Genomic DNA, 12,897 nt, shown 5'->3' with positions numbered 1-12,897 from the left:
CGCTGAGGTCGGGATTTTTCGCCTTTCAGCGCATAGGATTTACGTTAAATGGACCATCCATTTTTAACTTTTGAATTTTAACTTTTTTGACTTAAAAAGAGCCCTATGCCATTAGACACTTCCATCAAATCCGTATTGATCATTGGTTCAGGACCTATTATTATAGGCCAGGCGTGTGAGTTTGATTATGCGGGTTCGCAAGCCGCACTTTCGCTTAAAGACGAGGGTATTTCCGTTTCCATTATCAACAGTAACCCCGCCACCATCATGACGGATAAGGTTATTGCCGATCATGTTTACCTGCTGCCCCTTAACTGCGCATCCATCGAGCAGATCTTACAAGAGCAAAAAATAGATGCCGTGCTGCCTACCATGGGCGGCCAAACTGCGCTAAACCTCTGTATTGAGGCCGACGAGCAGGGCATCTGGAAAAAATACGGTGTTAAAATAGTGGGGGTTGATATCGCCGCTATTGAAAAGACCGAGAACCGCGAAGCCTTCCGCCAGTTAATGGTTGATATAGGTGTGGGCGTAGCGCCATCAAAAATTGCCAACTCGTTTTTAGAAGGTAAAGAGGCCGCGCAGCTGATTGGTTTCCCGCTGGTTATCCGTCCAAGCTATACGCTGGGTGGTAAAGGCGCTGGCTTTGTGCATAAAAAAGAAGATTTTGACGCCGCTTTAAGCCGCGGCCTGCAGGCATCACCAACCCATGAGGTTTTGGTTGAGCAGGCAGTGTTAGGCTGGAAAGAATATGAACTGGAGTTGTTGCGTGATAGTAACGATAACGTGATCATCATCTGTTCGATAGAGAATTTCGACCCGATGGGGATCCATACCGGCGATTCGATAACCGTAGCACCGGCTATGACCCTGAGCGACCGCTGCTACCAGGAAATGCGTAACCAAGCCATCAAAATGATGCGTGCCATTGGTAATTTTGCAGGTGGCTGTAACGTGCAATTCTCAGTTAACCCTGCCGATGAAACCATTATCGCTATCGAGATTAACCCGCGGGTATCGCGCTCATCGGCATTAGCATCAAAGGCAACAGGTTACCCCATCGCTAAAATAGCTGCAAAGCTGGCCATAGGTTATAACCTGGATGAGATAGAAAACCAGATCACTAAAACCACATCAGCTTATTTTGAGCCGACGCTGGATTATGTGATTGTAAAGATCCCCCGCTGGAACTTTGATAAATTTAAAGGCGCTAACCGCGAGCTGGGTTTGACCATGAAATCGGTTGGCGAGGTAATGGGTATAGGCCGCAGCTTTATCGAAGCTTTACAGAAAGCCTGCCAGAGCCTGGAGATTGGCCGCGCCGGGCTTGGTGCCGATGGCCGCCAAAGCCGCAACCTGGACGAGATTATGCACAGCCTGGAGCACCCAAGCTGGGACAGGCTTTTCCATATTTATGATGCCATGAGCCTGGGCGTACCTATCGAGTCTATCCGTAAGGTAACCAAGATAGACCGCTGGTTCCTGAACCAGATCCAGGATGTGGTAAATATTGAAATTGAACTGCGCCGATACTCTTTAAATAATATCCCGGAGGATTTCTTCTTCACTTTGAAACAACGCGGTTTTTCTGACACACAGATAGCTTATGTTTTAGGTAACGTTACCGAACAGGATGTTTACCAGCGCCGCAAGGCCCTGGGCATTAAACGGGTGTACAAAATGGTGGATACCTGCGCTGCAGAATTCGCTGCCAAAACACCGTATTATTATTCTACCTACGAGGGTGAGAACGAATCTGTCGTATCTGATAGGAAGAAGATCGTCGTATTAGGATCGGGCCCTAACCGTATTGGCCAGGGCATTGAGTTTGATTACAGCTGCGTACATGGTTTATTGGCTGCTAAAGAGAGCGGCTATGAGGCCATCATGATCAACTGTAATCCGGAGACCGTATCGACCGATTTTAATATGGCCGATAAGCTGTACTTCGAGCCCGTTTTTTGGGAGCATGTGCGCGAGATCATCGATCTGGAAAAACCGGAAGGTGTGATTGTTCAGCTGGGCGGCCAAACCGCTTTGAAAATGGCCGAGAAGCTGCATCAGCATGGCATCAAAATTATCGGTACCTCATTCGACAATATGGATATTGCCGAAGACCGCGGCCGTTTTAGTGATCTGCTGAAAGAATTAGAGATTCCTTACCCTAAATATGGTGTAGCCGAAAGTGCCGAAGAGGCTATTGAGGTTGCACATGAGGTAGGTTATCCTGTTTTGGTGCGCCCAAGCTATGTGTTAGGCGGCCAGGGCATGAGCATTGTGATCAATGATGAAGACCTGGAGAAAGCGGTGGTCAATTTGTTGAAAAATTTACCCGGCAACCGGGTGCTGATAGATCATTTCCTTGATCGTGCGTCAGAAACAGAATCAGATTGTATCCATGATGGCGAGGACGTGCACATTATTGGTTTAATGGAACACATCGAGCCAGCGGGTATCCACTCAGGCGATTCATTCGCAGTATTGCCACCATTTGATCTGAGCGACAGCGTGATCAGCCAGATGGAAGAATATACTGCCAAGATAGCCCGCGCGTTAAACGTTCGCGGTTTATTAAACATCCAGTTCGCGGTAAAAGATGACAAGGTTTACGTGATAGAAGCTAACCCGCGCGCATCACGTACGGTGCCGTTTATAGCTAAAGCGTACGATGTGCCTTACATTAATATTGCGGCAAAAGTGATGTTAGGCGTTAACAAATTAAAAGACTTTACCATTGAGCGAAAGCTGAAGGGTTATGCGATAAAAGAGCCGGTATTTTCTTTCGATAAATTCCCGGAAGTAAATAAGGAGCTTGGCCCCGAAATGAAATCGACAGGGGAAGCCATCAGGTTTATACCTGACTTGCAGGATCCTTATTTCAGGCACCTGTACAAAGAAAAATCAATGTATTTGAGTAAGTAATTCGGCACTGGCACCAGTTTTGAATTGAAGATAGAGAGAGGGATTTTGTCGCCCCCTGAATTTGGGCGGCAATGATGGTTTAATTTAGTTCTATAGTATTGAAACTTAATTTAAAGAGTACCACCAACGTTATCAATCTGAATAATTTTGATGCAGAAGACATTGGTGATGTGTTATTGAAGATAGAGCGTTCTTTTGATATCAATTTTGCTGATACCGACCTCAAAGGCGTAAAAACCTTTGGCGCACTATGCGACCTGGTAGTTAACAAGATCAAACAACATCACGCAGACAGTTGCACCACGCAACAGGCGTTTTACAAATTGCGCAACGCCATTAATGCTAAAAACCCGGTAGACAGATCGGAGTTAAAACCGCAAACTAAACTTTGCGAGCTTTTCCCGAGAGATAACCGCATAGAGGTTGTTGCAGATATTGAAGCAGAGATGGGCTTTCACATGAACCTGCTGCAACCAAAGCAATGGATCATCTGGGCATTTGGTTCGTTATTGCTTGCTTCAATAGTGCTCACGTACTTTTTTGCTATCGCGGGGTACATAAGTGGTGGTATAGCTATTGTTGGCCTGATATTGGCCGGCAAATTTGGTAAAGAACTTAAAGTAAAAACACTTGGCGACCTGAGCGAAAAGATTGCGCGTGAGCATCATTTAAAATGTCGTCGCGACGCATCGACCGTTAACCGCACCGAAGTGAACCAAAAAGTGAAGGAACTTTTCGCCGATTACCTACATGTAGAGCCGTCGGTTTTAACCAAGCAGGCAAAATTTGCTTGATTAATTTTTAGCGATATTATTCTGAATAGCGATACATCAAAAATGTGTCGCTATTTTTTTTGATAAACTGAGAGTTATTTATCTATCATCAAACCCTGCACCTCAAAGGTTAACCGGCGGTTAGCATCCGGTTGCTGTTTGTGTTCCTTTGCTCCTTTAACAGTATCGCCTGCAAAGTGTTGTAAGTCGGTTGGATTAAGAACCCGCTGCGCTACACCTTCAATAATTACGGTACGGCCCGCAAGCTGTTTGGGCAGGGTTACATTATAGTTGGCAAAATGCGCGGCGATCACTTTGCCTGCTCCGGCATCCATTTCAAACCAGCCGCCTTTTTCTTTAGTAACTTTGATAATCTTGCCACTAACAGCAGTAGTCTGCCTGATCTTGCCCCCCATGGTACGTTCAAGCGTGCTGGCGGGTATAGGTGCAATAACACTTGGCTTAGTGCCGTATACCATTCCATGAGGCAGGGCAACCTTTTTTTGTGCGTAGCCCACCACTGTGCAGCTAAAACATATCATGAGCATTAAGGCACTTTTTATCGTTTGCATAGCGTTATAACACGCATAGCAGTTGTTGGTTTGCTGTTGTTTTATTTTCAACAGGTTTGCCTGCCAATAGCTTATTTTTAGATATTTGTTGAAACTATTGATTAAGCCCGGGCACATGTTATTAGCCAGATACCAACACGAATTTATTGAAGCCGGATGCGACGAAGCCGGGCGGGGTTGCCTTGCCGGGCCCGTATTTGCCGCCGCTGTAATTTTGCCCCACGATTTTGAACACCCGCTCTTAAATGATTCGAAGCAGTTAAATGAGGATGTGCGTTACCGGCTTAGGGAAGAGATTGAAAATAACGCCATCGCGCACGCTGTTGCATGGTGCGATAACCTTGAAATAGATAAGATCAACATCCTGAACGCCTCTTTTTTAGCTATGCACAGGGCTATAGAAAAACTCTTGTGCGTACCGCAGTTTCTTATCATTGATGGTAACCGTTTTAATAAATATGGCGCTACGCCACACGCTTGCATTATAGAAGGTGACGGTAAATATTTTAGCATCGCGGCAGCATCAATATTAGCCAAAACCTACCGTGATGATTATATGAAGCAAATAGCGCGGGAGCACCCTGAGTATAATTGGCACAGTAACAAGGGCTACCCCACTATTGCCCACCGCAAAATGGTTTTGGAGTTAGGCCACACGCCTTATCATCGTAAAACTTTTAGGGTAACCAGTCCGCAACTCCGCATTTTTGAGGATTAACTTTGCCATCCCTGCAAGGTTTAATACCTTTGGGCAACCAATTATTTACTCATCTTGAGGATCCTGATATTAACACACCGTGTGCCGTTTCCGCAGAATGGCGGTTACCCCATTGTTGTTGGCAATACGGTAAAAGGGCTGGTAAGCCTGGGGCACGATGTATCGTTAATATCCATCAACGTAAAAAAACGTAGTGGTAAAGTAACCGAAAGGGATGAATTGCTGGACAAGATCAGCTATACAGAGTACGATATCAACACCCGCCTTACCGTACTGGAAGCCATTAGCAACCTGTTTACCCGCAACCCTTATAATATTGATAAATATTACAATGCCGGTTTTGAAGCTTTGTTGATAAAAAACATCCAGACGCAGGATTACGACATTATCCAATTTGAAGGATTATTTTTAGTCCCTTACTTGTCGGCCATCCGCAGGGCGTCTAAAGCTAAACTTGTTTTCCGTGCACACAATATCGAGCACCAGGTTTGGCAAAAACTGGCCAAGCAAAAAAGCGACCCCATTAAACGCTGGTACCTCAATTTAATAGCCCGCCGCATTCAAGCGTATGAGTACGGCTTGCGCGATAAATTTGACGGGGTTGTGGTGTTTACTGTTCAGGACCGTAACACAATCGTAGAGCGGGGCTCACAAACCCCTATCACGGTATTACCTATTGGATTAGATCTTTCTAAATATCAGCCGGACGATACTAAAACCGAATTTCCAAGCCTGTTCTTTTTAGGGTCGCTGGATTGGCTGCCCAATAAAGAAGGGATTGAGTGGTTTATAGACAACTTCCATAAAGACCTGATAGATGGCCGCCTAAAGGTTAAATTTTATGTAGCAGGACATAATATCCCGGAGAGTTACGACGATTACGAAGTACCGGGCAAAGTATTTATACAGGGTGAGGTAGATGATGCGCTTGAATTTGTGAACAGCAAATCTATCATGATCGTCCCGCTGCTTTCTGGTGGGGGTATGCGGGTAAAGATTGTGGAAGGTATGGCCATGCAAAAATGTATCATCTCCACCTCTTTGGGTGCCGAGGGGATCAATTACTCAAACGGCACCAATATCCTGATTGCCAATAACACCGACGAGTTTTTTAGCGCAATTACAAAATGCATCAGCGATGAAAGTTTCAGCCGTGAAATTGGGCGCAATGCCCGTAAGTTGGTAGTGCAGCAACACGATATAGATAGCATTTCTAAAAGCCTGACGCTATTTTACAAGTCGATCATGTAAACTACGGTTTTATTACTTTTTAAGTTCTTCTCCTAAAGGAGAAGGGTTGGGAAGAGGCTTTATTTTACTATTTTTGCCCCCATACTAAACAACCATGAAAAATACTGCTTTAACCGACGTACATACGAAAATAGGCGCTAAAATGGTACCCTTTGCGGGTTACAATATGCCGGTGCAATATGTTGGCATTAATGCCGAACATGAAACCGTGCGTAAAGCGGTTGGTGTGTTTGATGTAAGCCACATGGGCGAGTTTATCCTGAAAGGTGATAAAGCACTAGACCTTATCCAACGTGTTACCAGTAACGATGCCTCGAAATTATACGATGGGAAAGTACAGTACTCCTGCCTGCCTAACGAGGATGGCGGCATAGTTGATGATTTGCTGGTTTACCGGATAGATGACAAAACCTATATGCTGGTTGTTAACGCATCAAACATAGAAAAGGACTGGAACTGGATCTCTAAATTCAATACCGAAGGTGTGGATATGAAAGATATATCTGACCGTACATCGTTATTGGCAGTGCAGGGCCCCAAAGCAGCTGATGCGTTGCAAAGCCTAACCGATATCGACCTGGCATCAATGGAGTATTACACTTTCACAAAGGGCAAGTTTGCGGGTATCGATAATGTAATCGTATCGGCAACGGGTTACACCGGTTCCGGTGGCTTCGAGATCTATTTTGATAACGAACACGCCGAATTTATTTGGGACGAAGTATTTAAAGCAGGCGAGCCTTTTGGCATTAAACCAATTGGTTTGGCAGCGCGCGATACTTTACGTTTAGAGATGGGCTTTTGCCTTTACGGGAACGATATTGATGATACCACATCGCCGTTAGAAGCCGGTTTAGGTTGGGTTACGAAGTTTAGTAAGGAATTTACCAACTCAGAAGCCTTACAAGCACAAAAGCAAGCTGGTGTGGAACGCAAACTGATCGGCTTTGAAATGATCGACCGTGGTATCCCTCGCCATGATTACGTTATTGTTGATGCGGAGGGTAATGCCATTGGTAAAGTAACATCAGGTACACAATCGCCATCTTTACAAAAAGCTATCGGCTTGGGCTATGTGAAAAATGAATTTGCCAAAGAAGGCAGCGAAATTTACATCAGCATCCGCGATACTAAAGTAAAGGCAAAAGTTGTTAAGCCACCGTTTTATAAATAGAATTTTCTCTTTCATTAGTCATCGAGTCATTTTACTTTGCAAACCGCCGAGGCTAATGACCTAATGACTCGATGACCCAATGACCCAATGAAAACTTTAGACGTTTGCCTTACCCCTGCGCTGATTCCCCTTTATGATGTAGAAAATTATATTGTGGTGGTAATTGATATTTTCCGCGCTACATCTTCTATCTGCTACGGCATTGAGAACGGCGCAGAAGCTATTATCCCGGTATCAGAAGTAGATGAGTGTGCCGCTTACCGCGAAAAAGGTTTAAACTACCTGTTAGCTGCCGAGCGTAACGGTGAAGTGGTTGATGGTTTTGACTTTGGCAATTCGCCATTCTCTTACACGCCCGAAAAGGTTGCGGGCAAAACCGTTGTGCTGACCACTACTAACGGCACGCACGCGCTGCATTTATCGCGTAGTGCAAAACGAATAGTAATCGGTTCTTTCCTGAATTTGACTGCACTTTGCAACTGGCTAAAAACCCAGAATGAAAACATTCTGCTGGTTTGCGCCGGCTGGAAAAATAACTTTAATCTGGAAGATACGCTGTATGCCGGTGCGGTTGTGGAGCAGTTGAAACCAAGTGGCTTTATTCTGGACGACCCTGCTATTGCCGCCAACGACTTATTCCAGCTGGGTAAAAACGATATTGGCCAATACCTTAGTAAAACATCGCACGGTGAACGGCTGAAAAAATTAGGGATCGAAAGAGACATTGCGTTTTGCTTAAAGATTGACATAACGACCGCTATCCCGGTTTTGGAAGGAGAGAAGTTGGTAAGATTAGTATAAATCCGTTTCAGACACAAGAGTACTGAATAGGTTTAACGCAATTTCGTAATCTATTGACAATCTTAATTTTAAAAATGTTCACAATGTTCATGTTGTGAACGTGAACACGCTACTTCAACTTCTCGTTATTTTGATGCCTGTCGGCATCGCGGATGCTTTTCTTTTGCATATTTTTTTCCAGAGCATCGGTCAGGTTGATACCCGTTTGATTGGCCAGGCAAATCAGCACAAACAGCACATCAGCCATTTCATCAGCAAGGTTAACGTCGAGGTCTGATTTTTTAAAGGACTGCTCGCCATATTGCCTTGCCATTATACGGGCTACCTCACCAACCTCTTCCATTAAAATGGCTGTATTTGTCAGTTCGTTAAAATAGCGAATGCCGGTAGTTTTGATCCAGTTATCAACGGCGTGCTGTGCTTCTTGTATATGCATGATAATAATTTAATTTCGCGCTAAGCCGCAAAGACGCTATTGACTTTCCTTTGCGACTTAGCGTGAATTTTTTTAATGATTTTCTTTATCCTTAGTATCCATGATGATAGTAACCGGCCCATCGTTTAGCAGGCTGATCTTCATATCTGCACCAAAAACTCCGGTAGCTATTTTCTTGCCTGTAAGCATTTCGAGTGTGCTAATCATCTTTTCATAAAGTGGGATAGCCTTTTCCGGCCGGGCAGCTTTGATAAATGAAGGCCTGTTCCCCTTTTTAGTTTGTGCAAAAAGTGTAAACTGCGAAATTAGCAAAATGTCCGCGCCAACATCGGCCAAGGCTTTATTCATCAAACCATTCTCATCGCCAAACACGCGCATGCCCACTATTTTTTGAGCCAGCCATTGCAGGTCGTCTTCTGTATCGGCATCCTCGATTCCTAATAGCACCAAAAAGCCAAGCTCGATTTGCCCTGTAATGTTACCATTAACCGTGCATGAGGCCTGGGTTACCCGTTGTAATATCGCCCGCATAATTTAATAGATTAAAGAAGTCAAGATATAAGAATCAAGACAATATTTAAATTCGTAAAAAGAGCCCCTATCTTGTTTCCTGATTCTAATAATCCTGGGGCTATTCTTAAGCCCTCGTATCGTTCCCGTTATAAATACTCAAATAACTATCGTAGCGGGATAGAGCGATATCTCCTGCCTCAATAGCTGCCAGCACTGCGCAACCTGGCTCATTAATATGCCTGCAGTTGTTAAAACGGCATTGGTTCATCAGTTCGCGCATCTCGGGGAAAAAGTGCCCAAGCTCTTGCTTCTCTATATCAATAACGCCTAATTCGCGTATACCGGGAGTGTCGATTATGTATCCGCCTTGTGGCAGGTCAAACATTTCGGCAAAGGTAGTGGTGTGCATACCCTTGTCGCTCCAGTCGGATACCATATGGGTACGCAGGTCGAGATCTGGCAATAAAGCGTTGATCAAACTTGATTTACCTACCCCGGAGTGGCCGGAAAAGAGCGTTACCTTATCTTTAAGCAGGTTTTGTACCACATCGATATTGGTGCCGTCTTTTGCCGAGACGGAGTAGCAGGGATATCCGATATTCTCGTAAATGGCCTGATAGTCGGCAAGGATCTCTAACCCTTCATCACTAAAAAGGTCAAGTTTATTAAAGATCAAACAAGCGCGAATACCATAAGCTTCAGCTGTAACCAGAAAGCGGTCGATAAAACCTAATGAAGTGCGCGGCGAAGCCAGTGTAACCACCAATAAGGCAAGATCGAGGTTTGCAGCGATGATCTGCGCCTGCTTAGACAGGTTGATAGATTTACGGATAATATAATTCTTCCGCTGAGTAAGATTAGTGATTACACCACTTTCCTGCTCAGGCTCCATTTCAAAATCCACAATATCGCCCACGGCTAAAGGGTTAGTTGTAGTAATGCCTTTGGTGCGAAATTTTCCCTTGATGCGGCAATCAATAGTTTGATCGCCGGATTTAACCTGGTACCAGCTTCCAGTTGATTTAGTGACGAGCCCCTGCATATGGGCGCAATTTAGGAAAGATAAACAGGCAATTAAAAAATAAATAGCCGCCTGCTTGTTTCTTAAAAAATAAACTACTTAATTTACCAACATTATATATGACAATTAACAACACCACAATTACAACAATTATTACCACCGGCATAAAACACGGGGGAAGATAATCGTATGGTGTAAAACATAAAACAAACCAAATGAAAGCCTTCCTCCGAAAAGAGGAAGGCTTTTTTATTAGCACAACAAATGAAAGTTTTAAAATTCGGCGGTACTTCCGTAGGTTCAGTAAGCAGTATCAAAACCTTGCTGGAAATATTAAAAAGTGAGCAAAACCAGGGCAACAGCCCGGTAGTGGTTTTAAGTGCCATGAGCGGCGTAACTAACCTGCTGCTTTCAATGGCTGAGAATGCAGCAAGCGGAAATGAGTTTACCGCGCAACTGGCCGACTTAGAGAAACGCCACTTTGATGTAGTGAAGGCTTTGCTTGACATTCAAAACCAAAACCCGGCCTACACCCGCTTAAAGATCCACTTTAATCAGCTGGAAGAATTGCTGCAAGGTGTACTGACCCTGCGCGAACTGACCCCTAAAACACGCGACCAGATTGTGAGTTATGGCGAACGCTGCTCTACCTTAATGATCAGTAAAATCGCTGCGCAACATTTTAAGAATGCTTTGTTTGTTGATGCATCTGAACTAATTAAAACCGATAGTGCCTTTGGCAACGCCAAAGTGAATATAGAATTGACCGAATTGCTGATAAAAAGTTTCCAACAGGAAAATAGCGACAAGCTTTTATTTGTGACGGGTTTTATTGCGGGTAATGATGCCGGGCAGATCACAACTCTTGGTCGTGGTGGCAGCGATTACACCGCCGCCATATTTGGCTCAGCATTAAATGCTGAAGAGATCCAGATATGGACGGACGTAAATGGTATGATGACAGCAGACCCGCGCATGGTGAAAAAGGCTTTCCCGTTGGAGGAGCTTTCGTATACTGAGGCGATGGAGCTTTCGTACTTCGGTGCTAAGGTAATTTATCCGCCAACCATGATACCGGCATTTTTGAAAAAGATCCCGATAGTGATCAAAAACACATTTGAGCCTGCGTTTGCGGGGACTGTAATCCGTCATGATTGTAAGGCGTCTAACTTGCCCATCAAAGGGATCTCGTCTATCAATAACATTAGTATCCTGAGTTTGGAAGGCAGCGGCATGGTGGGCAAATCGGGCTTTAGCGGCAGGTTGTTTTCATTACTTGCGCGCGAGCAGATCAATATCATCCTCATAACCCAATCATCATCAGAGCACAGCATCACATTTGCGGTGCAGCCGCATGATATAGAAAAGGCCAAATTACTCATCGAACAGGAGTTTGAGCTGGAACTGTTAGCCAATAAGCTGGAGCCATTAGTTGTGGAGCAAGGGCAGGCCATATTAGCTATAGTAGGCGAGAATATGAAGCAAACCCCAGGTGTGAGCGGTAAGTTGTTCCATGCATTGGGCCGTAATGGTGTAAATGTAAGGGCTATAGCGCAGGGCTCGTCCGAGTATAATATCTCGGTAATTATTTCTGCTACAGACCTTTCAAAAGCGCTCAATGCTGTGCACGATGCGTTCTTTATCGAACTGACTAAAACCCTTCATGCATTTTGCCTCGGTACGGGCAATATCGGCAAAACCCTGTTTAAGCAATTACAGGCAAACAGCGATTTCCTGCAAAAGAATAACGGCATCCAGGTAAAGATAGCAGGTATCAGCAATACCCGTAAAATGGTGTTTAACAGTGACGGTCTTTCTTTAGATAACTGGGAGGAAGAATTACAGGGATCTATGCAAACTGCCGATTTGCAGGAATTCATTAACAAAATGAAAGAAATGAACCTGCCCAATTGCGTGTTCATCGATAATACCGCCAGCCCGAAACCCATAGCGTTTTATGAGCAGGTTTTTAAAGCGAATATATCTGTAGTTACCTGCAATAAAATAGGGAACTCAGCAAGCTATAGTCAATACAAAAACTTTAGGGACACCGCCCGCCGCCATGGTGTCGACTTTTTTTATGAGACTAACGTTGGCGCTGGTTTGCCCATCATCCGCACTTTAAAAGATCTGATGAGCAGTGGCGACAGGGTACAACGCATCGAGGCTATCCTATCCGGAACGATCTCCTATATCTTTAACCACTTCAAAGGCGACGCTAATTTCCACGATGTGGTTAAAGAGGCGCAGGAAAAAGGCTACACCGAACCCGATCCGCGCGATGACTTAAGCGGAAAAGATTTTATGCGCAAGATGCTCATCCTTGCCCGCGATGCCGGCTACGAAATGGAAGAGGCCGATGTAGAAATAGAAAACATGCTACCCCAGGCTTGCCTCGACGCGCAAACTGTAGAGGAGTTTTACGCTGCCTTAAAGGCCGAAGATGCTTACTTCGCTAATTTAAAAGATAAAGCGCAGGCCGATAAAAAAGTATTGCGTTACATAGGTAAACTTGAAAATGGCAAAGCATCCATTACCCTTCAAAGTGTTGATGAAAGTCACCCTTTTTATATGCTGAGCGGAAGCGATAATATTATATCATTTACCACAGATAGGTATAAAGAACGCCCGTTAGTGGTTAAAGGCCCGGGGGCGGGTGCCGAGGTTACTGCCGCCGGTGTATTTGCCGATCTGATAAATATAGGTGCTAATTAAT

At 44.6% G+C, this 12,897-nt stretch carries 11 protein-coding genes; 7 read left to right on the top strand and 4 right to left on the bottom strand.

Annotation, left to right across the window (positions count from 1 at the left end):
- Positions 1-105: 105 nt before the first annotated feature.
- Both carB and IDJ76_RS11625 read left to right on the top strand, forming a co-directional pair.
- Positions 106-2,922 carry a carbamoyl-phosphate synthase large subunit gene (gene carB, locus IDJ76_RS11630; RefSeq protein WP_191163487.1) on the top strand — a complete coding sequence of 939 codons (2,817 nt, stop codon included), beginning with the start codon at positions 106-108 and terminating at the stop codon, positions 2,920-2,922.
- Positions 2,923-3,020: 98 nt separating this feature from the next.
- Entirely contained in the window at positions 3,021-3,716 is a 696-nt protein-coding gene (locus IDJ76_RS11625) for a hypothetical protein (RefSeq protein ID WP_191163486.1), read from the top strand.
- A gap of 74 nt (positions 3,717-3,790) precedes the next feature.
- Here the strand turns inward: IDJ76_RS11625 and IDJ76_RS11620 are convergent, their stop codons facing one another.
- Positions 3,791-4,267: a DUF4920 domain-containing protein gene (locus tag IDJ76_RS11620; RefSeq protein ID WP_191163485.1), complete on the bottom strand. Its 477-nt coding sequence runs from the start codon at positions 4,265-4,267 to the stop codon at positions 3,791-3,793.
- Between the two features lie 115 nt (positions 4,268-4,382).
- On the opposite strand from IDJ76_RS11620, the gene IDJ76_RS11615 reads away from it, so the two are divergent.
- From IDJ76_RS11615 to IDJ76_RS11600, 4 genes are all read left to right on the top strand, one after another.
- A complete protein-coding gene (locus tag IDJ76_RS11615) occupies positions 4,383-4,985 on the top strand; it encodes a ribonuclease HII (protein ID WP_191163484.1) in 603 nt (200 codons plus the stop codon).
- 54 nt (positions 4,986-5,039) lie between these two features.
- Positions 5,040-6,236, top strand: coding sequence for a glycosyltransferase family 4 protein (locus tag IDJ76_RS11610; protein WP_191163483.1), 1,197 nt, complete (start codon positions 5,040-5,042; stop codon positions 6,234-6,236).
- Positions 6,237-6,330: 94 nt separating this feature from the next.
- The gene (gcvT, locus tag IDJ76_RS11605) at positions 6,331-7,410 is read left to right on the top strand and encodes a glycine cleavage system aminomethyltransferase GcvT (protein WP_191163482.1); all 1,080 of its coding nucleotides are present in this window, start codon (positions 6,331-6,333) and stop codon (positions 7,408-7,410) included.
- Between the two features lie 87 nt (positions 7,411-7,497).
- On the top strand, positions 7,498-8,211 hold the full coding sequence (locus IDJ76_RS11600; RefSeq protein WP_191163481.1) for a 2-phosphosulfolactate phosphatase: 714 nt from the start codon (positions 7,498-7,500) through the stop codon (positions 8,209-8,211).
- Positions 8,212-8,320: 109 nt separating this feature from the next.
- Here IDJ76_RS11600 and IDJ76_RS11595 read toward each other — a convergent pair whose 3' ends face one another.
- From IDJ76_RS11595 to rsgA, 3 genes are all read right to left on the bottom strand, one after another.
- Entirely contained in the window at positions 8,321-8,647 is a 327-nt protein-coding gene (locus IDJ76_RS11595; protein ID WP_191163480.1) for a nucleotide pyrophosphohydrolase, read from the bottom strand.
- Positions 8,648-8,719: 72 nt separating this feature from the next.
- Entirely contained in the window at positions 8,720-9,178 is a 459-nt protein-coding gene (gene dtd / locus IDJ76_RS11590) for a D-aminoacyl-tRNA deacylase (RefSeq protein ID WP_191163479.1), read from the bottom strand.
- A 106-nt stretch (positions 9,179-9,284) separates the two neighbouring features.
- On the bottom strand, positions 9,285-10,202 hold the full coding sequence (gene rsgA / locus IDJ76_RS11585; RefSeq protein WP_191163478.1) for a ribosome small subunit-dependent GTPase A: 918 nt from the start codon (positions 10,200-10,202) through the stop codon (positions 9,285-9,287).
- A 243-nt stretch (positions 10,203-10,445) separates the two neighbouring features.
- On the opposite strand from rsgA, the gene thrA reads away from it, so the two are divergent.
- Positions 10,446-12,896 (top strand): bifunctional aspartate kinase/homoserine dehydrogenase I, encoded by a 2,451-nt coding sequence (thrA, locus tag IDJ76_RS11580; protein WP_191163477.1) that lies wholly within the window; start codon positions 10,446-10,448, stop codon positions 12,894-12,896.
- Position 12,897 lies beyond the last annotated feature (1 nt).

It is taken from the genome of Mucilaginibacter glaciei (assembly GCF_014773245.1).
GTDB lineage: Bacteria > Bacteroidota > Bacteroidia > Sphingobacteriales > Sphingobacteriaceae > Mucilaginibacter > Mucilaginibacter glaciei.
This window is presented reverse-complemented; position numbering and strand designations above follow the sequence as displayed.